21 protein-coding genes are annotated in these 23873 nt (G+C 34.5%); 13 read left to right on the top strand and 8 right to left on the bottom strand.

What is annotated here, in order from left to right:
* Positions 1-85 precede the first annotated feature (85 nt).
* Positions 86-2140 carry a dipeptidyl-peptidase 3 family protein gene (locus tag DNU06_RS08590; RefSeq protein WP_111062843.1) on the bottom strand — a complete coding sequence of 685 codons (2055 nt, stop codon included), beginning with the start codon at positions 2138-2140 and terminating at the stop codon, positions 86-88.
* Between the two features lie 163 nt (positions 2141-2303).
* Here DNU06_RS08590 and DNU06_RS08585 point away from each other — a divergent pair, with 163 nt between their 5' ends.
* Genes DNU06_RS08585 through DNU06_RS08575 form a run of 3 tightly spaced genes read left to right on the top strand, consistent with a single transcriptional unit; the run spans position 2304 to position 7739 of the window.
* Positions 2304-4541, top strand: coding sequence for a T9SS type A sorting domain-containing protein (locus DNU06_RS08585; protein WP_111062842.1), 2238 nt, complete (start codon positions 2304-2306; stop codon positions 4539-4541).
* On the top strand, positions 4538-5491 hold the full coding sequence (locus DNU06_RS08580) for an NAD(P)H-dependent flavin oxidoreductase (protein WP_111062841.1): 954 nt from the start codon (positions 4538-4540) through the stop codon (positions 5489-5491). The genes DNU06_RS08585 and DNU06_RS08580 overlap by 4 nt, the downstream gene beginning before the upstream one ends.
* Before the next feature lie 4 nt (positions 5492-5495).
* Complete coding sequence (locus DNU06_RS08575; protein ID WP_111062840.1) at positions 5496-7739, top strand: T9SS type A sorting domain-containing protein; 2244 nt, start codon at positions 5496-5498, stop codon at positions 7737-7739.
* A gap of 1 nt (position 7740) precedes the next feature.
* On the opposite strand, the gene DNU06_RS08570 is transcribed toward DNU06_RS08575, so the two are convergent.
* Positions 7741-9354 (bottom strand): DUF2341 domain-containing protein, encoded by a 1614-nt coding sequence (locus DNU06_RS08570; protein WP_111062839.1) that lies wholly within the window; start codon positions 9352-9354, stop codon positions 7741-7743.
* 72 nt (positions 9355-9426) lie between these two features.
* A complete protein-coding gene (locus DNU06_RS08565; protein ID WP_111062963.1) occupies positions 9427-10530 on the bottom strand; it encodes a fatty acid desaturase family protein in 1104 nt (367 codons plus the stop codon).
* Between the two features lie 243 nt (positions 10531-10773).
* Here DNU06_RS08565 and DNU06_RS08560 point away from each other — a divergent pair, with 243 nt between their 5' ends.
* The 10 genes from DNU06_RS08560 to DNU06_RS08515 all read left to right on the top strand — a co-directional run bounded on the left by DNU06_RS08560 (position 10774) and on the right by DNU06_RS08515 (position 19948).
* Positions 10774-12273: a sodium:solute symporter gene (locus DNU06_RS08560; protein WP_111062838.1), complete on the top strand. Its 1500-nt coding sequence runs from the start codon at positions 10774-10776 to the stop codon at positions 12271-12273.
* Positions 12274-12388: 115 nt separating this feature from the next.
* Positions 12389-12706, top strand: coding sequence for a thioredoxin (gene trxA, locus DNU06_RS08555; RefSeq protein WP_111062837.1), 318 nt, complete (start codon positions 12389-12391; stop codon positions 12704-12706).
* A gap of 73 nt (positions 12707-12779) precedes the next feature.
* Positions 12780-13352: a methyltransferase domain-containing protein gene (locus DNU06_RS08550; protein ID WP_199399005.1), complete on the top strand. Its 573-nt coding sequence runs from the start codon at positions 12780-12782 to the stop codon at positions 13350-13352.
* Positions 13349-13885, top strand: a complete 537-nt coding sequence (locus DNU06_RS08545; RefSeq protein ID WP_111062835.1) for an LIC11966 family surface protein — start codon at positions 13349-13351, stop codon at positions 13883-13885. The genes DNU06_RS08550 and DNU06_RS08545 overlap by 4 nt, the downstream gene beginning before the upstream one ends.
* A gap of 35 nt (positions 13886-13920) precedes the next feature.
* On the top strand, positions 13921-15252 hold the full coding sequence (locus DNU06_RS08540) for an NAD(P)/FAD-dependent oxidoreductase (RefSeq protein ID WP_111062834.1): 1332 nt from the start codon (positions 13921-13923) through the stop codon (positions 15250-15252).
* A gap of 1 nt (position 15253) precedes the next feature.
* A complete protein-coding gene (locus DNU06_RS08535) occupies positions 15254-16846 on the top strand; it encodes a 4Fe-4S binding protein (protein ID WP_111062833.1) in 1593 nt (530 codons plus the stop codon).
* Between the two features lie 25 nt (positions 16847-16871).
* Complete coding sequence (locus DNU06_RS08530; RefSeq protein ID WP_111062832.1) at positions 16872-17576, top strand: glycosyltransferase family 2 protein; 705 nt, start codon at positions 16872-16874, stop codon at positions 17574-17576.
* Positions 17577-17692: 116 nt separating this feature from the next.
* Entirely contained in the window at positions 17693-18493 is an 801-nt protein-coding gene (locus DNU06_RS08525) for a ParA family protein (protein WP_111062831.1), read from the top strand.
* Entirely contained in the window at positions 18493-19386 is an 894-nt protein-coding gene (locus tag DNU06_RS08520) for a ParB/RepB/Spo0J family partition protein (RefSeq protein WP_111062830.1), read from the top strand. The genes DNU06_RS08525 and DNU06_RS08520 overlap by 1 nt, the downstream gene beginning before the upstream one ends.
* A gap of 4 nt (positions 19387-19390) precedes the next feature.
* Positions 19391-19948, top strand: coding sequence for a DUF5683 domain-containing protein (locus DNU06_RS08515; protein WP_111062829.1), 558 nt, complete (start codon positions 19391-19393; stop codon positions 19946-19948).
* Between the two features lie 53 nt (positions 19949-20001).
* Here the strand turns inward: DNU06_RS08515 and DNU06_RS08510 are convergent, their stop codons facing one another.
* The 5 genes from DNU06_RS08510 to ytxJ are packed head-to-tail and all read right to left on the bottom strand — an operon-like array spanning position 20002 to position 23872.
* On the bottom strand, positions 20002-21024 hold the full coding sequence (locus DNU06_RS08510; RefSeq protein ID WP_111062828.1) for a quinone oxidoreductase family protein: 1023 nt from the start codon (positions 21022-21024) through the stop codon (positions 20002-20004).
* Positions 21021-21701: a 16S rRNA (cytidine(1402)-2'-O)-methyltransferase gene (gene rsmI, locus DNU06_RS08505; protein WP_111062827.1), complete on the bottom strand. Its 681-nt coding sequence runs from the start codon at positions 21699-21701 to the stop codon at positions 21021-21023. Before rsmI ends, DNU06_RS08510 begins: the two co-directional genes overlap by 4 nt.
* 1 nt (position 21702) lies before the next feature.
* Complete coding sequence (locus DNU06_RS08500) at positions 21703-22776, bottom strand: glutaminyl-peptide cyclotransferase (RefSeq protein WP_111062826.1); 1074 nt, start codon at positions 22774-22776, stop codon at positions 21703-21705.
* A gap of 2 nt (positions 22777-22778) precedes the next feature.
* On the bottom strand, positions 22779-23504 hold the full coding sequence (locus tag DNU06_RS08495) for a LytR/AlgR family response regulator transcription factor (protein ID WP_111062825.1): 726 nt from the start codon (positions 23502-23504) through the stop codon (positions 22779-22781).
* Positions 23501-23872, bottom strand: a complete 372-nt coding sequence (gene ytxJ / locus DNU06_RS08490) for a bacillithiol system redox-active protein YtxJ (RefSeq protein WP_111062824.1) — start codon at positions 23870-23872, stop codon at positions 23501-23503. Before ytxJ ends, DNU06_RS08495 begins: the two co-directional genes overlap by 4 nt.
* Between the last annotated feature and the right edge of the window lies 1 nt (position 23873).

Here is a 23873-nt window from a genome sequence, read left to right as displayed (position 1 = left end):
CTTTAGTTTTCGTTTGCAAATATCAACTTTTATTCAAAAGAATATTTTGATTTTTGCAGTTATTTTGTCTGACAAAGATCAGTCTTTATTTTTTTAATGTACTTAAGTACCCATAAGTACTTGAATAATATAACATTTGTTCTTTGAAATCCGTTGGTTGTTGGATGGTGATACCTGTAATATTTCCTTCCGCATCTTTTGTTGCTTCCAAAATTGGGTTTACAAATCCAGAATAAGGCGGAATGTTTAATTTAGCAGATCTATCTAAAACTTCTTGGTGCAATGCTTGGTCTACTTTTACACCGTAGTTTTCTACTAAGGCTTTTCCAGCGGCATAATCTCCTTCTGATTTAATGCGTTGTATTTCTCTTAGTAATTCACCAAAAATAACTTTTAATTGTTGGTAGTCATTTATTTCAAAATAAGTATTTCCTTCTCTTTCAATTTTAGAAATGACTTGATTTTCTTGCCCTTTTTCAAAAGCCCATGCAGCTACCAATTGTCGATTTCGCATATGCGCTTCTTCAATATCTGCACCCGGCTCTAATCTTCTCATTTGTGCCATCATACCATTTCTAATATAAGAATCGTATTCCGCCATACCTACTTCTAATGATTCCATCAAACCTAGGTCTATTAGTTTTTTATCCATTAAATAATATAAGGCAACTAAATCTGCTCTTGCTTCTTCTAAGGTAGAGGCGTAACTTTTTAAAGTTTCTTTTGGCGTTCCAATACCTTTATTGATTTGTCCAGAAGCATGACCAATTACTTCATGCATTGCGGTATGTAATTTTGAAGCTAATTTGCCATATTTTATAGTTCTGTCAATCTCATCTTGATCGTGCGCAAATTCTTGTAGCATTCCTTCACCACCAGCTTCGTTGTATGCTTCTACAATATTTCCTAAACTAACTGATTTTGAACCATGGTTAGCACGAATCCAGTCTGCATTCGGTAAATTTACCCCAATTGGAGTCGCAGGTGAAGCATCTCCTGATTCTCCAGCAACGTTAACTACGTTGTAAGATACACCAACTACATTTTCTTTTTTATGTGCTTCCTCAATAGATGATTTGTCTTCAAACCATTGTGCGTTTTCAGCCAATACTTTCATTCTTGCTGAAGCTTCAAAATCCTTTATCTGTACTATCGATTCATAAGTTCCACGCATACCTAAAGGATCGCCATAAACTTCAACAAAACCTTGAATATAATCAATATCTCCTTCAGTGGCACTAGCCCAAGCTATGTTGTAAGCCGACCATTTTTCTAAATCCCCAGTTTGGTAATATTCTACTAATAAACCTAATGCTTTTGCTTGTGCCTCATTTTCAGCGACTAATTTTGCTTTTTCTAACCAGCTAACCATTGCGGAAATAGCTTCAGAGTACATACCACCTACTTTATAGACAGCCTCATATATTTTACCATTTTCGTCCTTGGTTAATTTAGAATTTAAACCATATTCTACAGGTGTTGTATTGGACTTGTCAATGATATTACTATAAAATGTTTCCACATCTTTCTCTGTCAAATCTTGGTGATAAAAGTTCATTGCTGAACCCAACATCAAATCTTCATTTGAATTTAGACTTACTCTTTTTAAATCTGCATCATTAAACATTACGTCTAAAGCATCCATATTTAACGCACTATTAGAAGCAGCTAATAATTCTTCAAAATATGCTTTTGAAAATTCTGGTTCAAACTTGTCCATGGAATAGTGGTGATGAATGCCATTCGCAAACCATACTTTTTTGGTATATGTCATAAATGCTGCCCAGTCTGATGTAGATTGGTCTCCTTTATAATTTTTAACAATGTCTTCTAAAGCAGTTCTAATCGACAAGTTATGGCGATAATTTTGGTCCCAAATGATATCTCTACCTGCTAGTCCAGCTTGGTATAAATAATAAACCATTTTTTGCTGTTTTAGATTCAATTGGTCAAATCCATTTACTTGGTAACGAAGTACCTGAATGTCACCAAACGATTCAACTACATAGTCAAATTTTTCATTGGTTTTACGGATAATGGAGTCATTTGTCTCAGATTTAGCAGGCGCTTTATTGGAATCGTTGCAGCTACTTGCAGTAAATCCAATAGAGGCTATGCATATTAATGCTATATTTTTCATAATTTTTAAATTCTAATCCAACAAATTTAAGAATACTTTGGTATTTATTACGGATATTTAAAAACTAAGTCTGAAAATCATTTTAATAAAAATAATCGTATTTTTATGGATTGATGCACAACTATTGCGCGATAATTTTCGTTTTACTATTAAAATATTACCTATGAATAATAAAGTACTTGCATTATTCTTTTTAATGCCCGCCATTGCCATGGGCCAATTTGGTTTCGAACGCATGAATGATATTCCTGTAATTAAGAATTCTATTACCCAAAGGTTTCCATGGGCTGGTGGATTAGATCATTGTCAGTTTTCTAATATAGATTTAGATTTAGATGGTACTGAAGATTTATTTGTCTACGATAAGTCTAGTGATAAAATAGTTACTTTCTTACAAAAAGGTACAGCAGGACAGATGAATTTTGAACATGCACCGCAATATGAAAATGATTTTCCGGATGTATATGGTTGGTGTTTATTGGTAGATTATGATGGGGATGGTAAAAAAGATTTATTTGCTGCTTCCCCAGGTGGTGCTATCGTTTACCGAAATATTTCTACCCAAGGTACTAAAGTTAATTTTACGCTAGCCAGTCAATATTTACCTTCTACCATTTATGGTAATCCAAGTTATGTTTACTGCAGTCAGGCAGATACTCCAGCAATTGTTGATGTAGATGGGGATGGAGATGTGGATATTTTGTCTTTTTATTTAGGTTCTTGTGTACGCTATTATAAAAATATTTCCCAGGAAACTTATGGTCATTCAGACTCGCTTTTATACGAAACGGTAAGTGTTTGTTATGGAAATTTTATTGAACACGACACAAATAATTTGGTTACATTGAACGATTGTTGTTCTGGCCAAGTAACTAATCCTCAAATGGGACTAAATACAAGACCAGTATGGCAAAATGAAGATAGACATAGTGGCTCAACAGTGCTGGCTTTAGATTTAGATGCGGATCAAATGATGGATTTAGTGATAGGAGATATTTCGTATAATAATTTTACCATGTTAATGAATGGCGGTACAACTCCAAATACAAATTCAGCCATGGTTAGTCAAGATCCTGCTTTTCCATCTTATGATGTTCCGGTGGATATGCAGGTTTTTCCTTCGGGGTTTTATGTAGATGTAAATAACGATCAAAAAAGAGATTTAGTAGTTTCTCCAAACACGGCATTAAACTCAGAGAATTATGCAAGTAATTGGCTGTATTTAAATGAAGGAGCAGATAATTTTCCTGATTTTAATTTTAATCAAAAAGATTTTTTACAAGATGATATGATAGAGTATGGCGCGCGCACCATGCCCGTGTTTTTTGACCATAATGGAGATGGGTTAAAAGATTTAATCGTAGCTGTTAGTGAACGTTTTGATTCGGTTACCACCAATTTTTATTCAAAATTAATCTATTATAAAAACACCGGTACTGCTAATGCAGCAGCATTTACACTTGAATCTGAAGATTATTTAGGACTTTCCAGTTTTAATGGCGGTAACCATTTACATTTTTATCCAACTTTTGGAGATGTGAATGGAGATGGGGCAGAGGATTTAATATTGGCAGAGTACAACGGTAGTTTAACTATTTTTATAAATTCAAACCCAAGTGGGGTACCAGCTCAATTCGTAAATTATACAACTTTAAAAGATCAAGCAGGAGTAAATATTAGTCACGGTATTTTAATTGCTCCAAAATTAGTTGATTTAAATCGAGATGGGTTAATGGACTTAGTCATTGGAAAACGAGACGGGACATTAACTTATTATAAAAATGTAGGCACACCAACTAATTATAGTTTTGAATTACAAACAAATACTTTAGGTGGTGTTTCTGTAGTGCCACCTTCGACAAATGAAGGTACTGCCGTTCCGGAATTTGTACTTATTGATTCCGTTTTTCATTTAATTGTCGGTTCAAGAGATGGGTATCTCCATTATTATAACAACATTTCAAATAACTTAAATGGAACCTTTAACTTAGTAGATGCCGCCTTGCATAAAATATGGTTAGGCCCATACTCAGCTCCTGCAATTTATGATGTCGATCAAGATTATAAATTGGAAATGGTGGTTGGAAATAAAAGAGGTGGCTTAGGTTTGTATCAATCTGCACTAGTTTCTAGCGTAGGTATAGTCGATTATCAAAATGAAATTAATATTTATCCCAATCCAGCTGAAAATAATTTTAACATTGATTTATCAAAATTGAACCTAATAAATTATCAAGCAGTTTCCTATAGTCTTATGGATATGAGTGGTAAGGCATTGTTGTCCGGAAATATTAATCAATCTCAAACATTAATTAATTGTAAAGACCTTTCAGAAGGTGTTTATCTATTAAATTTACAAGTAGCAGGTTATCGTATGACCAAGAAAATAATTATTCAATGAGCAAGAACGAGAAATTAAAATTAACAGATATTTTAAATATTAAGTATCCCATTATTATGGCTCCCATGTTTTTGGTGTCCAATGAAAAAATGCTAATCGCTGCGGGTAATAATGGAATTGCCGGTGCCATTCCCGCTTTAAATTATAGAACGATTGATGCGTTTAAGGAGGGGATTAAAAAAATTCAAGCTGGAACAAAAGGACCGATTGGTATCAATTTAATTGTAAATCAGTCTAACCCAAAAATGAAAAGTCAATTGGTCGCCGCAGTTGAATTAGGCGTTGATTTTATTATTACATCTTTAGGTAATCCTAAAGAAGTAATTGATGCTTGTAAACCTAAAGGCATTAAAGTATTTTGTGATGTTACGGATTTAAAGTTCGCACAAAAAGTGGAGGCGTTAGGTGCAGACGCTATTATTGCAGTCAATAATGAAGCAGGGGGACATGCTGGTAATATTTCACCTAAAACCTTAATTGAAAGTCTCGTTTCCAATTGCGGAATTCCTGTAATATCTGCTGGAGGAGTCGGGAAAAAAGCCGATTTGGATAAGATGTTATCTTATGGAGCCGCTGGTGCTTCTGTCGGAAGTATTTTTATTGCGAGTGAAGAATCAGGTGTCTCAGAGGAGTATAAACAAGCTTGTGTGGATTATGGGGAAAAAGATATTGTTATGAGTACTAAAATATCGGGCTCTCCTTGTACGGTGATTAACACACCTTATGTCCAAAAAATTGGCACCAAACAAAATTGGTTAGAAAAACTATTAAGTAAAAATAAACGCCTCAAAAAGTGGATAAAGATGTTCACTTTTGTGAAAGGGATGAAGTCGGTCGAAAAAGCAGCTTTTAGTGCAACTTATAAAACTGTTTGGTGTGCCGGACCAACTATTGAAAATACTAAAAAAATACAGCCTATCAGTGATATTATTGTTGGTTTAATCAAATAGTTATATGAAGAAAATTTTATTCTTGTTATTTTGCTTTCCTCTGTTCATTTATGGTCAATTTGGCTTTCAAAGAAGTAACGATATTAACGTTATAGCAAACAATATTACGCTTAAATATCCTTGGGCTGGAGGAATTAATTCTGCCCAATATTCAAATATTGATCTAAATTTTGATGGGGTACAAGATTTATTTGTCTTTGATAAAAGTTGCAATAAAATTCTTTGCTTTATCCAGAATGGGGGACCAGGTCAAATTGATTATGAATATGCGCCTGAATTGGCAGAAAAATTTCCAGAAATTAATAATTGGGCAATTTTGGGTGATTATAATTTAGACGGTAAAGCGGATATTTTGGCTTCCGCTTCAGGAGCATTGCAGATGTATAAAAACATTTCTTCTGTCAGTAATGGTATTGAATTCGAATTAGTAAAATATGGGCTAACAGCATCATTTAGTAATTATACAATTGATCCAATCATCTCCTGTGGTGTACAAGATATCCCGGCTTTTGTGGATGTGGATGGAGATGATGATTTGGATATACTGTCTTTTTCAGGGCTTAGTAAGTGTTTGTGGTATCATAAAAATATGTCACAAGAGATTTACGGACATTCTGATTCATTAGAGTTTATGACTGCAAGTGTATGTTATGGTAACTTTACAGAAGCAAATACAAGTAACCTATTACAGTTAAATGATTGCTGTTACAATCAGATAGATAACCCACAATTTGTATATAATCCAAGACCCATTGGAAATGCAGCGGATCGCCATTCTGGATCAACCACCTTAGCACTCGACATGAACAGTGACGGCATGATGGATATTGTGTTAGGGGATGTGGAGTTTTCACATTTAACCTTGTTAATGAATGGAGGTACTGTGCCAAATACCAATTCGGCCATGATCAGCCAAGACCCAGATTTTCCGTCAAATGATGTTACGGTAGATCTATTTGAATTTTTAGGTGCTTTTTTCGTTGACATTGATAATGACCAAATTCGTGATTTATTGGTCTCACCAAACTTATCATTATTTGGAATGGATTACCAAAGTAATTGGTTTTACAACAATGTTGGATTGGACAATCAACCGGTTTTTGAATTGAATAAAAAGAATTTTCTACAAGATCAAATGATTGATTTTGGCGCAAATGTATCTCCTGTTTTTTTTGATCATGATAGAGATGGCTTAAAAGATTTAATAATTTCTGTTGGGGTTCGATTTGATACCGTATATAATGGAAGTTATAGTAAACTTGTCTATTACCATAATACAGGTACTGCTTTGTCTCCACAATTTACCTTAGCTTCCGAAGATTATATGGGACTTTCCGGGGTGAACAATAAAATAAATCACGAGTTCTATGCCACTTTTGGAGATTTAAATGGAGATGGAGCCGAAGATATGATTTTAAGTGAGCGAGATACAGCCTTGATGCTTTTTATGAATAATGGTGGTACAGGACCTGCTCAATTTCTGAGTCATACCAATCTGCTGACTAGTACAGGAGGGATAATACAAGACGGACTTTTTACGGCACCAAAACTAATTGATTTAAATAGGGATGGGCTATTAGACCTAGTTTTAGGAAATAGAAATGGGATGCTTTCTTATTATGAAAATGTTGGTACAGCTAACAATCAAATATTTGAATTGATAACTACACAGTTAGGGGGAGTGGATGTTACAGAAAGTGGTACAAATATTGGTTATGCTATTCCTGAATTTGTGGATATTGACGATACAATGCACCTTATTATAGGTGCGAAAGATGGCTTTCTTCACTATTATAATAACATAGAAGGTAATTTATCCGGGACTTTTAATCTGGTAGATCCAGCGCTGCAATCTATCAATGATGGTATTTATGCTGCGCCTGCACTTTATGATATAGATGGCGATAATAAACTAGAAATGTTTGTAGGGAATATAAGGGGTGGATTGAGTTTTTATGAATCGGTTACTATTACAGATGTCGGTTTAAACAGCTATGCTCCTTTTGAATTTAATATTTTTCCCAATCCAACGCAAAGCGTTTTCTATGTGGAGTTAAATGCGGATGGCGCTTTATATAACGGATCCACCACTTTTGAAATATTAGATATGCAAGGTAGAAGTGTGCAATCAGGTCGACTTTTACAAAATAAAACAGCAGTGGATTGTAAAGGGCTCGCGCAAGGGGTATACTTATTGAAAGTTACAATTAATCAAGCTAGTATGACGCGTAAGTTGTTGATTGAATAAATTACTGTTTAATTAGTTTATACTGCTTATTTCCGACGAATATCATATAAAGTCCAGTGGGTAAAAAACTCAAGTCTACTTGATTTGTTGCTAATAGTAAGGTCGTTTGAAAAATTAAAACACCACTCATATTGTATACTTTTAAAATTGAACTTGGTGCTGTATTTACAGTTAACACATTTTCAAAAGGGTTAGGGTATACATTGCTTGAATATGGTGTGTTGTAATTTGAAATAATAGAAATTATTTTCGAATGGGTGAATTGACCATCATAATCTACCTGTGTAAGTCTATAATAAACGATTACTGTGTTAACCACTAAGGAATCGACTGTTTTATAATGGATGCGTGCAGTAGAGTTACCCGCCCCTTTTATGCGTGTAACTGTATTCCAATTTTTTCCATCTAATGATTTTTCAATTAAAAAGTAATCATTGTTTGTTTCAGATGCAGTCTCCCAACGAATGTCAACTTTATTTTCGATAGCCAACTCCGCAGAAAAGTCAAGTAGTACAATTGGCAAGGTGTTACATAAACTACCTGCACTATATTCTGCAGATTTCGTGTAAAAAGTGTTAGGTGTATTCTGGTTTCTATATTCTGTCAGCATCCAGTCATCCGAGCGGTCTTCCATAATCACACGACCTTCGTCAATTATTCCATTAAAGTAGTATGCATTTTTTTGCTTCCTTCCAATATTTAAATTTTCAACTGGCATGCCAATCGGTCCGGTATGATTTCCTGTATTGGGTTGTTGCACTCCATCAAGAAAAAACTTAATTAATTTACTCGTGTTATTATAAGTCAAAGCAACATAGTGCCATGTGTTTATGGATAGCGGATTGTCAACTATGTCTTTTTCACCACTTCTTTGTAATTCTATTCTAACGCCGTTACCCAAGTGAAACAAGCTGTATCCAGGATCGTTCCATCCACCTCCACGATTAATAATATGTCCACTTGCTGCGCGACTGTATATCCAAGCAGACACAGTAATGTCACCACTAGGAAATGTGGATGCGTTAGCCCCACAATCAATATAATCATTGGATCCATCAAAATCAATCCCATACCCAATTTTTCCAGTGACTAGGTCACTAGCGGTCATGCTGCCATTTGCTATGCCATTATTTGTATTAGAAGAATAGTCGGTAAGGGTAGTGGTGGCAACAGGAGATTGATTCATGTGGTAAACTGCACCGTGATTAGCAGTCCATGTATTGGTGGTGGAAGGATCGGCGCTAACCGAAGCATTGCCATAGTACATGTGGATATTCGTGTTACTCGTAGCGTTTAAAGTCGGTATTTTAACCCAAGCTATGTATTCACCAGTACTGGCGACATATTTTTCTATCTGATGATCTAAAACAGTATTGCAATCGCCAGTGGTAAATAGGATATCAAATCCGTTACCGTTGTTTACGTGACCACCGTTTGCAGTGCTTCTCAAATTATTGTCGGTCATGTTAACCAAGATCTGAAAATCATTAAAATCAGTACTTCCGGCAACTTGGCTCGCATTGATTAATATTTGCTTTCCATAGGCATATCCTGCTGGTTGAGCAATTAAAGAATTAAGGAGAAAGGTTATAATAACAGTTAAAAATAGTCTCATTTAATTATTTTAAAGCAAAAAAAAAGTGCCTAACTTACGAAAGACACTTAAATGTTTTATTTGTCATTGGTCTTATTTTCTACCCAATGATTTAATCATTTTGGTATGGTATACCAAAGCTTTTGCAAAAGTACGGTGTGAGTTATAAGGCACGTTATACTCTTCAGCAGTTTTCTTTACAATTTCAGAAATTTTCTTGTAATGAACATGGCAAATGTGTGGAAACAAATGGTGTTCTACTTGATAATTTAATCCCCCAACAAACCAGTTTAAAATTTTACTTCTTGGTGCAAAATTGGCCGTTGTTTCCATTTGGTGAATGGCAAAGTTATTAGCAACATTGTTGTCAATATCTGCAACTACAAATTCCGTTTCAGGAACAACGTGTGCTGGTTGAAATACAATCGCTAATAAAAAACCAGCAATTAAATTCTTTAAAACTATAAATAATGGAATCCAATACCAAGCTATTGGTAGTATGATAATTGGAATTACCAGCATAGTAGTGTAATAGAATACTTTACTAAATATTAATTCAGTTAATAAAGCGCCAAAATTTGGGTTTTCTGTTTTCGTTAAATCCATTTTTCTATATCTGAACAACTGTTGAAAATCTTTTGTAGTTACCCAAGATACAGTCATTAGACTATAAAAGAACCACACATAAAAGTGTTGGTATTTGTGAATTGGTTTTAATTCTGCGTTTGGTGAAAATCTTAAGAATGGAGGTGGAGAAATATCTTCGTCATATCCGTGTATGTTAGTGTAAGAATGATGTAAAACATTGTGTTGTACTTTCCATGTCACCGCGTATCCACCGATTAAGTTTACTATTTTACCAACCCATTTATTAACGTGTTCGTTTTTGGAATAAGCACCGTGATTTGCGTCGTGCATTACACTCATTCCTATTCCTGCCATTCCGAATCCCATAATCACATACATTAAGGCAATTAGCCAAATGTTAGTGAGTCCTCCAAATAAAACAAATCCGAGGGGAACAAAGTACATAGCAACCATTACTATTGTTTTAATTACCATGTTGGCATTTGCATATCTAGAAATATTATTTTCTTTGAAATACATCCTTACTCTTTTATTAAGAGTCGCACTAAAATCTCTACCAATTTTTGGTGAAAATTTTACTGGCTTCAGGGCCTTGGTGTTTGATGTCATAAGCATTTATGTTATATATTAACACCACAAATATAGTCAATTTATGCCTTAACCAATAATCTAAAATTTCTAATTTTTCACAAAATAAAGTTAAAGATATGTATTGCAGTCATTTATGGAATTATGAATTTTATCATGTTTTAAATGTGGATTAATTCAATGGCATGTTTTTATGGCTAATTATTTCCATTCTATTTATTAAAAGTATCTTCGAATCCGAAAACAATTTAATCTCGATAAGGTATGAGCGGTGGCATTATTTTTTCCATTTTAATCGGTTATTTTTTAATACTTATTCTAATAGCTTACTTGACTGGACGAAAGGCTGATAATGAGACTTTTTTTACGGGTAATAAAAATAATAAATGGTATGTAGTGGCATTCGGAATGATTGGGGCTTCTCTTTCAGGAATCACTTTTATATCTATACCTGGCACTTTTGCTACTAATGGCTATACTTATATGCAAATGTCCATAGGTTATATACTAGGCTATATTATCATTGCATTTGTTTTATTACCCATGTATTATCGTCTTAATTTAGTGTCTATTTATGAGTTTTTGAAAACTAGATTTGGTTATTATACGCATAAAATGGGCGCAGCATTTTTTATTCTTTCCCGAATTATTGGCGCTGCTTTAAGAATGTATTTGGTGGTAAATGTTTTACAAGAGTTTGTTTTTGAGTCTTTAAATATACCTTTCGAAATTACCGTTGCTTTTAGTATTTTACTTATTTGGGTGTACACCTTTAAGGCGGGTATTAAAACTATTGTGTGGACCGATACGCTTCAAACTTTAGTGATGTTAATTGCACTTGGTCTTAGTGTATATTTAATCATGGCTGATTTGAACTTAGGAATCAAAGATGTTTATCAGCAATTGACCCAAGATGGTAATGGGGTATTTTGGCAAACAAAAGATGTTAACGCTAAAAATTATTGGATAAAAGGGGTGTTGGGTGGCATGTTTGTAACTTTAGGTATGACAGGCGTAGACCAAGATATGATGCAGAAAAATCTGACTTGTAAATCCACTAAAGATGCCCAGAAAAATATGGTTTCATTGGGTATTATTTTATTTTTCGCAAATATTTTATTTTTAACCCTCGGTGGTTTACTCTTTCTTTATTTGGATGCAAACCCAGATGTACTGACAATTTGGCAAGCGCATGCGGGCGGGGCACCAGATAATGACTTGTTATTTGCTACCATTGCGCTAGAAGGTGGTTTACCCATGGTGTTAGGGGTGTTTTTCTTAATTGGATTAATCGCCGCTGCCTATTCTAGTGCCGATTCCGCATTAACCTCATTAACCACATCTGTCAGTATCGATTTTTTTAATATTCAAAATAAGAGTAAAGCCCAGCAAGAAAAACTACGGAAGATTATTCATGTCTTCATGTCGGTTGCTTTATTGGTTACAATATTGATATTTAAATATATAAAAAGTGATAGTGTCGTGTGGGAACTTTTTAGTGCTGCTAATTTTACCTATGGACCATTGCTGGGATTGTTTTTATTTGGTGTTATTTCTAAGCGCAGGGTGAACGATTATTATGCATTGGTGTTAACTATTGCCATAGCAGCCGGCGTTTTTGTTTTAATGCGTTTCGAACATGAACTATTTGGAAATTATAAATTCGGGTCTGAATTACTAGGAATTAATGCGTTGATAGTATATCTTGGCTTATATGTAGGTTCTTTTATCCCTTGGAAGAATAGTAAAACAATAGAGTCTTAGGTTTTCAATTCTATGACAATTCTTCCTAAAAAAAATATGGTATCCTATTTGATAAAAAGAAAATAAGGAATTAATTTAGCAGTTAAATTAATCACAGAACAAAAAACATATAAATATGGCATTAGAATTTACAGCTGATAACTTTGAGGAATTAGCGAAAAAATCAGACAAAGTAGTAATGGTTGACTTTTGGGCAGCATGGTGCGGTCCTTGTAGAATGGTTGGACCAATTGTAGAAGAATTATCCAAAGAATACGAAGGTAAAGCAGTGATTGGTAAAGTGGATGTAGATGCACACGGTGCAATTTCCATGGAATATGGCGTTAGAAATATTCCAACCATTATTTTCTTGAAAAATGGCGAAGTGGTAGATAAATCTGTTGGAGCAGTGCCAAAAGCGCAATTAGTAGAAAAATTAGAAGCATTATTATAATTAATAAGTAACCCATTATAAAAGAAACACGCGTTAGATATAACGCGTGTTTTTTTATTAATAAAAAGTGAGAATGAGCAAAGATTTTTGGGAAAATAGATGGGAAAATAATCAGATAGGATGGGATTTAGGAGAGGTTTCTCCACCAATTAAGGCTTTTATTGACCAATTGAATAATAAAAAAAGTTTCATTTTGGTCCCCGGTTGTGGCAATGCATACGAAGCGGAGTACTTGTTTGAAAATGGATTTCAAAATACATATATTGTTGAGATTGCTGATGCTGCAATTCAATCATTTAAAAAAAGATACCCGCAATTTCCAGCGGCACATATTATTCATGGTGACTTCTTCGATTTAGATCGAAAATTTGATTTAATCATTGAACAGACCTTTTTTTGTGCTATTCCTCCTGCTCAAAGATTGGATTATGTAAAAAAAGTTAAATCAATTTTAAATCCAAAAGGAAAATTGGTGGGCTTATTATTTAATCGCTTCTTTGTAAAGGGGCCTCCATATGGGGGAACTGTAGCTGAGTATGAATCGTATTTTGAAAAAGATTTTGAGATTCAAATAATGGAGCCCGCGAAAAACTCTATAGAACCTAGGGATGGATCGGAATTATTTATTAAATTACAATTGAAATGAAAATTATTCTAACACCTGTTGTTTTTATCTTTCTAATAATTGCTTGTCAAAACGAATCGGGAACTGCCGCTGATGTGGCCAAAAATGATACTACGATAGCGTATCAAATGAATGAAAATAAATTGTCTGCTGTAGCGGCAAATAATACAATTTCTAATTTTCAAAAAGCAACTTTACAAATGGTTGATGCTGTTTTTCAATCTGATTCCGCAACTTTACCATTACGTGTCCAGGATGCCATCTACGAACTAGAGGTGAATATACAAAGAGTGGAAGAAATGCCAGAACTGAATGCTTTGGGTGATTTTAAAAATGCGGTAGTGCGACTATTTAAATTTTATAAAATTGCTTTTGAAAAAGATTTTAAAATATTAATACCAACCATTCAAAATTCAAATCCTTCTGCTACTGATAAAGCCGTATTAGAAGCGTATGATGAAAGTTTTAGAGCAAAAGAAGTGGAACTTTTTAAAGAAATTAGTCTTACACAAGAAGCATTTGCAAAAGCAAATAACATTAATTTGATAAATTGATGTAAGGAATTTAAATTGGAATTGACCAAAAAAATATGGAACATGTAGTCATTATTGGAAATGGGATTTCGGGGGTGACTGCAGCAAGGCATATCCGAAAACTATCAGATCAAAAAATTACCATTATTTCAGCCGAATCAAAGTATTTCTTTTCGAGAACAGCTTTGATGTATGTATTTATGGGACATATGAAATTTGAACATATTCAACCCTATGAAGCTTATTTTTGGAAAAAAAATCGTTTGGATTTGGTACAGGATTTTGTCGAAAAAATTGACGTCAACCAGAAGAAAGTATATTTAGCTGGTCAAGCCCCAATTGCATATTCAAAACTAATTATTGCAACGGGTTCTAAACCTAACAAATTTGGTTGGCCGGGACAAGATTTAGATGGTGTACAAGGTCTGTACTCAAAGCAAGACCTAGAGTTAATAGAGGAAAATGCTAAGAATGCTAAAACAGCAGTTTTGATCGGCGGAGGTTTGATAGGTGTTGAATTAGCAGAGATGTTGATTACAAGAGGTATTAAAGTAATCTTTTTAGTCCGTGAAAATAAATTTTGGGGAGGCGTTTTACCTGCGCAAGAAGCGGCATTGATAGGTAGGCACATTGAAAAACACCATGTCGACTTAAGATACCAAGAGGAATTGGAGGAGATTATAGGAGATGAAAATGGAAGGGTGAAGGAAATTCGCACCAAAAAAGGTGAAATTATTCCTTGTGAAATTGTTGGCTTGACGGCTGGTGTTTCTCCAAATATAAATATGGTTGCTGCGTCTGATGTGGAGACTGCAAGGGGTATAATGGTAAATGAATTTTTAGAAACTAGTGTTCCTGATGTTTATGCCATTGGTGATTGTGCTCAATTTCACACATCTATTAATGGGAGAAAAAATATTGAACAAGTTTGGTATACTGGACGGATAATGGGGGAGACAGTGGCACAAACTATTTGTGGCAACAGATTGGCTTACAATCCAGGACCATGGTTTAATTCCGCTAAGTTTTTCGATATTGAGTACCAAACTTATGGTTGGGTGTTTGCCCAGCTAAAAGAAGGAGAAGAAGAATTTTATTGGGAGCATGAAAAAGGTGAAATCGCCATGCACCTTGTTTGGGATAAAAATACCCATGAATTTAAGGGGATCAATTCTTTCGGAATTAGATTAAGACATGATTTGTTTGATAAGTGGTTGAATGAAAAGGCTAGTATTCAAACTGTAATGTCTTTGTTGAAGTCAGCAAATTTTGATCCTGAATTTTACAAATTATATGAAAAAGAAATTATAACACAATTCAATACTGTAACAAGTTTTGAAATTTCACTTAAACCACGTTTATGGTGGCAAAAATTAATGACGAGCTAATATGAAAAATATCAAATATTTTGGAATGGGTGTTTTTTTATTAGCACTCGCAATCTTTACTTCTTTAGCTTTCGTTGGAAATTTTGAATTGACAGAGCGCGGCATGCGTGCCCAATTGAATGAACAAGAATTGACCAATCTTGAAAAACCGCTGATGGAAGAAATGGTGGGTAAACCTTACCGTACTTCCTTTACTTTTTCTCGCGATTTTATTGCTGTTTTTAATCGGATTAATGAAGACTTAAAAGCAAAAGAAGAATGGGATAAGGTGATGTGGTCTCCCGTTAGTGGGATTGCTTTGAAATTAGCACAGTCTTCAGCAAACGGCATAGTCGCTAGCCATAAAATGTTGTTTTTCTTATTGACTTTTGGCTTGGGTATTTTAGGGTCTTTGATCTATATAATATCAGATTTAAAAATAAAGGGTCCGCCAGGAATAAAAAATGATGGTATTTATCACGATTCCGCTACCAATAGAGGGTGGATAGGGATCTTGACAGCGGTTTGGCTAATTTCATTTTATGTAATATTATATTTTCACCCATATATCATTGCCAATTTGATATCGATTACGGACCCAATTAAAGGGTTGTTTATTGAAGGGGAAAAGGCTTCGAAATGGTTTTTATATGGTTTGTTATATACTACTTCCATGACGGTAATGGGGGCTAGGATGATTATTAAATACCGCCATAATCGTTACCAAATTGTTAGAACCATCACAGTGGTATTGTTCCAAATTATCTTTGCCTTTTTATTGGTGGAAATTTTACCCATGTTCGGGTTGCCAGGAAAGGATTTAAAAAGTGCTTGGCCCTTAGATTATTACTTTTTGTTCGACTGGAATGTACAGGATTTAATGAGTAGTGGTAATTTCGGGAAATTCGTTTTCGTTTGGGGAATTGTTCTCTCCATAATCATAGTACCTACCATGGTTTACTTTTATGGTAAACGTTGGTATTGTTCCTGGGTTTGTGGTTGCGGTGGACTGGCTGAAACTTTAGGTGATCCATACCGTCAATTGTCAAATAAGAAAATGTGGACATGGAAGCTAGAACGTTGGATGATACATGCGGTATTGGTTTTTGCAGTGATTATGACTGTTTTCACAGGGTACCATACCTACAATGTGTTTGTTCATCCTGAAATGGATTCCAAAGAAATATTATTCGGCATCTCCGCATTTGATATCCGTTCTTGGTATGGTTTTTTAATTGGTTCAATTTTCGCAGGTGTAATTGGAACGGGTTTTTACCCAATTCTAGGTAGCCGTTCTTGGTGTCGTTTTGGTTGTCCTTTGGCAGCTTATATGGGCATTGTACAACGTTTTAAATCTAGATTTAGAATTACGACAAATGGGGGGCAATGTATCTCTTGTGGAAACTGTTCAACTTATTGTGAACAAGGAATTGATGTTAGGGCTTATGCACAGAAAGGGCAAAATATTGTTCGATCTTCCTGTGTGGGTTGTGGCGTTTGTTCTGCTGTTTGTCCACGTGGCGTTTTAAAATTAGAAAACGGACCTGAAGCAAATAGATTTGGAAATGAAGGTCCAATTGTTTTAGGAAACAATGGATTTGAATTAAATGATTAAACAGTCCCCAAATTAAAATTAGACTTTGAAAAATTCTCCAAAAATTGTTGTAATAATCCCTGCTTACAATGAAGAAAAATCTATTGGGAAAGTTGTTGCTGAATTACCAAGCGAAATTGTTGCTGAAATAATCGTTTGTAATAATGGTTCAAGCGATCATACAGCTGCTGTAGCAGAAAAAGCAGGTGCAACTGTACTTACTGAAAACCAAAGGGGGTATGGTTGGGCTTGCCTAAAAGGGATGGCTTATTGTGAGACCATGGAGCAGAAGCCAGATATTGTAGTGTTTATTGATGGCGATTATTCCGATTATCCACAAGAATTAAAATGGGTAGTGCAGCCAATAATAGAAAAAGATATTGATTTAGTGATTGGTTCTCGGGCGCTAGGAAATAAAATAAAAGGATCAATGACGGTTCCTCAGGTTTTTGGAAACTGGTTGGCAACTAGATTAATGCGTGTTTTTTATGGTGTAAAATATAGTGACTTAGGTCCGTTTAGAGCCATTAAATATCCTGAATTATTGGCCCTTAATATGTCTGATAAAACCTATGGTTGGACCATTGAAATGCAAATAAAAGCCGCGCAACACAAAATGACTTATACCGAAGTTCCTGTTAATTATAAAAAAAGAATAGGTGTATCTAAGGTTTCAGGTACGGTTAAAGGAACAATTTTAGCAGGTTATAAAATTATTGGTGCTATTTTAAAGTATAAAATTAAGTCCTAATATAGGTGGGATTAATGGCGGCATTAAATTAAAATAACCATGTTTAAAGTTATTAACAATGACGCTGATTTAAGATAAAAAAAGTATCTTTGGTATCTTAATTCAAATCAATTTCAATGGCAAAAATTATTGCAATTACAAATCAAAAAGGAGGCGTGGGTAAAACAACTACAGCTATTAATTTAGGTGCGAGTTTTGGTGTTCTGGAATATAAAACATTGATTGTAGATGCAGACCCTCAAGCAAATGCAACAAGTGGGGTTGGATTCGACCCAAGAGAAGTGACAGGAAGTATCTATGATTGTTTAATTGATGATGTAGATGTTAAGTCCCTGATTCTTGAAACCGATAATCCTAATTTATCCATCATTCCGGCACATATCGATTTGGTGGGTGCGGAATTAGAAATGATCAGTATCTCAAATCGTGAACACCGATTAAAATCAGCCTTGGAACAAATAAAAGACGATTATGATTTTATCATTATTGATTGTTCTCCTTCCTTAGGTTTAATTACGGTGAATGCATTAACAGCTGCCGATTCAGTGATTATCCCTGTTCAATGTGAATACTTTGCATTAGAAGGATTAGGTAAGTTATTAAATACAATAAAAATTATTCAGTCTCGATTAAATCCTGACCTAGATATAGAAGGTATTGTATTGACTTTATACGATACGCGTTTAAGATTAGCTAATCAAGTTGTGGATGAAGTAAAAACGCATTTTCAAGAATTAGTATTCGATACAATTATTCACCGAAATACCCGTTTAGGAGAAGCACCAAGTTTTGGTGAAACAATTATTATGCATGACGCTACTTGTAAAGGAGCGATCAACTATTTAAATTTTGCGAGAGAAGTTTTACAAAAAAACGACTTGACTAAAATGAAAAATAAAGACAAACAAATTTTTTAATGACAAAAAAGAGAGCCTTAGGAAAAGGATTGAGTGCTTTGCTTGAAAGTGCTTCAACGGATATTACTGCTTCAAATCAAGGAGCAAACCGCAGTCAAACTGTAGGTGCAATAGCTTCATTGGGAATTGATCAAATTGAAGCAAATCCATTTAATCCAAGAACGCATTTCGAGGAGGACGCATTGAATGACCTTTGCAAATCTATTCAAGAACATGGGATTATACAGCCTTTAACGGTGCGTAAATTAGGTCGGGACAAATACCAGCTTATTTCTGGTGAACGTCGTTTTAGAGCCTCCCAATTAGCTGGTCTGACCGAAGTACCTTGCTATATTAGAATTGCAAACGATTCCACCATGCTTGAAATGGCATTGGTAGAAAATATTCAAAGAGAGGATTTAAACGCCATTGAAGTAGCTTTGTCCTACCAAAGGTTAATTGATGAGTGTAATTTTACCCAAGAAAACTTGGGAAATAAACTGGGAAAAAGTCGTTCTAATATAACCAATTATTTACGCTTATTAAAGTTACCGGTAAAGGTGCAAATAGGAGTTCGAGAAGGACTAATTAGTATGGGACATGCCCGTGCTTTAGTTTCTGCTGGTGATGAAAAAAGACAAGAAGAATTGTTTACTTTGATTTTAACCGACCAATTGTCTGTCCGAGAGCTAGAGGATATAATTAAAGGTAAAGGAGAGGCGAAAAAAGCAACTAAAACTAAAGCCGAAGAAACAGAAATATCAACTGTTATACAGGCTTCACAGCAATATTTAGCAGAGAAAATTAATGCGAAAATTGCCATTAAAGCAAACGCAAATGGTAAAGGAAAATTAGTCATTGATTTTAAATCTATTCATGATTTAGAAAAAATATTGAAGGAGTTAAACGGATAAAAACATGCTATTTAATCGGTTTTTATTATGGTCTTTTTTAAGTACAGGATTTATTTCCTTTTCTCAAATGGATACTAGCTATACCCATAATAGAAATCGTGCGGCCTTATATTCCGCCATACTTCCTGGTGCAGGTTCCATATATAATGAATTTGGCCATAGAAAAGTGCAAGGAAGAAAAAATATTTCCTGGTGGCGTGCACCACTTTATTGGGCAGGATTAGGATTTACAGGCTATTTAAGTGTGTATAATGCAAAAGAAGCTAGTTTATTTAAAAAAGAATGGTTGTATCGCCAAGACAAGGAAGAAGGAGTTTTTCTTTACTCTCGATTTAATGGTATTTCAGATTTAACATTAACCACAAATTTCGACGACGCTACAAAATATCGAGATTATTCTATTGCTGGCTTTTTCTTAATCTATGGAATTAATTTATTAGATGCCTATACAGATGCTCATTTCGTTACTTTTGATGTGTCTGAAGATCTTTCCCTAAATTTAGCACCCAAATTTTTTAAAAGTAATGACTTTGGCTGTAGTCTGGTATTGAATTTTAAATAGTTATTAAGCCATTATTTCTGTGTGCTTTATTCAAAATTACTGCTTGGCAGTTCTTACCAGTTCACTATTACTTTACCAATAGAATTCCTAGAACCTAAAAACTCATGTGCTTTTGCTACGTCCGCTACATTAAAGGTTCCGCCAATATGTGGATGCACTTTTCCATCTTTAATTAATTGGGTTACTTCCTGTAAACATTTATGCAATAATTTTGGCTTATTGTCTCCTATCTTAAGCATGTTAACGCCTATAATACTTTTAGAGCGCATCATTAATCCAATAGGTAAAAGAAAGCCCATTTTTCGAATAAAATTTAAAGAGGATAGTATGCCGAATTTGGTACCAGATAATTCGGAGCCACCAAACAAAATAACTCGACCACCTGAACCAATTAAGCCAAAGTCTTTTTTATAAGTCGAGCCTGCAATTGGATTAAAAGTACAATCTAATCTTTCCTCGGGTAATAACTTGTTGATTTCTGCCGCATAATCATGGGTACGGTAATTAATTACGTGGTCGGCACCTTGCTTTTTGATGTAGTCTAATTTTTCTTGGGATCCCGCATTGGCATATATCTCACATCCCTTTAGCTTGCATAATTGAATCAAGGCAGTGCCAACACCGCCCGCACCTGCATGAATCATTACCTTATCACCAGCCATTAAATTTGTCGCTTGGTATGCCATGTAATATGCGGTTACATATTGTGTAGCAATAGAAAGAGCAATACCTGCTTCCATATCGTCCACCACTACCATGCCAAATGATTTTGTGATGGCATATTCCGCATAACCACCAAACCTTGTAAACCCTACAACTCTTTTACCAATCAAATTTTGGTCAATATCTTTACCTACAGCTTCTATAATACCTACTACTTCATAACCAATAATAGATGGAAGCGGTGGCGCTTCTTTGTATTGGCCATGACGTGCCATTACATCTGCATAGTTCAAACCAAAAGCTTCAACTTTTATCAATATATCATCCCCAAATGCAATACTGGGTTTTGCGGTTTCTCTAATCTCAAATGCTTGGGCAGCATTTCCTTCTTTTACTAAAAATACGGCTTTCATTTTTTGTTTTTTAATCCTTCAACAACCATTACAAATTCTCCTTTTGGTGCTTTGTTCTCAAAATATTCGGTTAGCTCTCTGGCGTTCCCCCTTACGGTTTCTTCAAACTTTTTAGAGATTTCGCGAGAAATAGAGATCTGTCTGTCCGCTTCAAAAAATGTTTCAAATAACTTTAATGCTTTTAATAAGCGGTGTGGAGACTCGTATAGTACGGTTGTTCTTTCTGTTTCAGCTATGATTTTTACAATGGTTTCTCTTCCTTTTTTATGGGGTAAAAAACCAATATAATTAAATTTTTCACAAGGAAAACCAGAATTAACCAATGCAGGTACAAAAGCGGTAGCACCAGGAAGACAATCTACTTCAATGTCATTTTCAACACAGGCTCTGGTCAATAAAAATCCAGGATCAGATATTGCAGGAGTACCGGCATCTGTTACTAAAGCATAGGTACTTCCAGCTTTCAATTCTTCAATCAAACGCGCAATGGTTTTGTGCTCATTATTTTGGTGGTGCGCAATTAATTTATTAGATATATCATAATGATTCAAAAGCTTTGAAGTCACTCGTGTATCCTCAGCTAAAATGGCATCCACTTCTTTTAAAACTCGAATGGCCCTAAAGGTCATGTCTTCTAAGTTGCCTATCGGAGTTGGTACAATGAATAATTTCCCCATTTTAATCAATTTGAATTTCGTATAAATACTGCCATAACTTACCGGTAAAATAAGTCTTTTTAGTGTTTGGATTATAGGCAATTCCATTTAAAACATTGGCATTGCCAACCATGCCTTTTGCAACAATTCCTGCGCAATCAATTTTGGATAAAACTTTTCCGTTATTCGTGTCAATTTCAATGATGTAGTTTTGCGTGTAAACATTAGCCAATAACTTGTCCTCAATTAATTCAAGTTCATTTAAGTTTTGAAAATCACTTTGGTCGGAAAAGGCATATATTCTTTTTTCTATCGCAAAGGTATTTGGGTTACGCCATACAATTTCAGCTGTTCCATTCGACATGATAATGGATTTACCATTATTGGTTAATCCCCATCCTTCTCCTTCGTAATCAAAAGATTTAATTGGTTTAAAATCTAGGGTGTAGACAAAGCATTTTTGTTTTTGCCATACCAATTGATAAATAGTGTCATTCAAAATGGTAATTCCTTCTCCAAAATATTGTGTATCTAAGGGTTGGATGGCAATATGTTTACCAGAGTTGATGTTTACTTTGGCGATAAAAGATTTTGCATAATCTCCAGATCCAGTACTTTCATAAAGTGCATTATCATAAAACTCTAGTCCTTGGGTGTAGGAAGTGTTTTGATGTGGGTATGCCTTTACAATACTTGCAATTTTTTGCGCTGGAATTATATCTGAAAATAGTATCAGGTTGCGGGTGGCGCCTCGCTCTTTTCCCGCTTGGTCAGTAAATGAAAAATACAAAGTGTTTAATCCTACGTTTGCACCTACTGTCGGAATCTTTATCGTTTGTGTTTTGGGAGATACATTTGCTTTGTAAAGGGTGTCATTTATGTAAATAGCCAAAGTTTTTATATTACTAGGATCTAAAACTTCCAAATCAATTTGTATAAAGTCTCCTATGGTGTATTGTTGGTTGTGTTTGGGACTTAATATTTTAAGACTTGCTTTATTGCTTTTACGGGTGGGTTTAATATCTTCCGTACATTGGATGTTACTGATAGCGAGTATAGATATCAAAATTAATTTGATAATATTTGGGTACTTCATGCTTATAGATTTGTAATCATTTCCATTAATTGTACTTTTTTTCGTGTGGAAACAGGCACCTTACTTTCATCTTTTAACAATACTTCTCCACTTTGCTTTAAAAATGCTTTGATTTGATTTTTAGCAATTAAATGGGATTGGTGTATTCTAATAAAATTATGCTCACTGAGTAATTTATCAAATTCTTTTAATGTTTTAGTTACAAGTAATTTGCTTCCGTCTTCAAAATAAAATTTCGTGTAATTAATATTGGACTCTAAACGAATAATATCATCTATTGCCACAATATGAATTTTATCCACTGTATTTAAGGCTAACTTTTTGGGCTGCTCTAAGTTAGTTTTTAACAAGTCCAATCTATCGGTTGGGGAGTCTTGGTTATCCAGTCTTTCAATTGCTTGAATTAAATCATCTGGATCTATTGGTTTTAATAAATAGTCTATCGCTGAAAATTTAAAAGCTTTAACAGCAAATTCATCTGAAGCAGTGGTAAAAATGAGTTTAAAATTTCTTTCGGCTAGTATTTCTAGTAAATCGAAGCCAGAACCATCTGGCATTTGAATATCTAAAAATACTAAGTCTGGTTTTAATTGTTGGATTATCTTAGCTCCAGCTACTACGCCATTTGCAGAACCAATTATCTCGATATTTGCACAGTAAGTAGCCAGATCAGAAGTTAAAACCGTAATGGCTTCAGGAATATCATCAATTATTACCGCTTTAATCATAGTGCAGCTTTCACTAGTTTTGCATCAATATTCCCATGGGTTGCTGAATAAGTGCAAACGCCGTTTTTAATGACTAATATTTGCGGGGATTCATGCATGATGTTAAAGTCGCTAGCGATCTGTGTAGATAAGTCACGGTATTTTATTAAATCCAAATAAACCATTACTGCGTCTTCATCTGTCCCAACCCAATTAGAGTCTAATCTAGATTTTGACATGGTACTAATGGAACAACGCGTACTGTGTTTAAAAATTACGACTGGCTTTTCTTTTGAAAATTCAGTCAATTCGTTTAATTGTTCTATGCTATTTAATGGAATCCAATTAACATTTGAATTCGTATTTTTTTTAGATGAAAAAAGTCCCATA

The organism is Putridiphycobacter roseus, assembly GCF_003234935.1.
Taxonomy (GTDB): domain Bacteria; phylum Bacteroidota; class Bacteroidia; order Flavobacteriales_D; family Crocinitomicaceae; genus Putridiphycobacter; species Putridiphycobacter roseus.
This window is presented reverse-complemented; position numbering and strand designations above follow the sequence as displayed.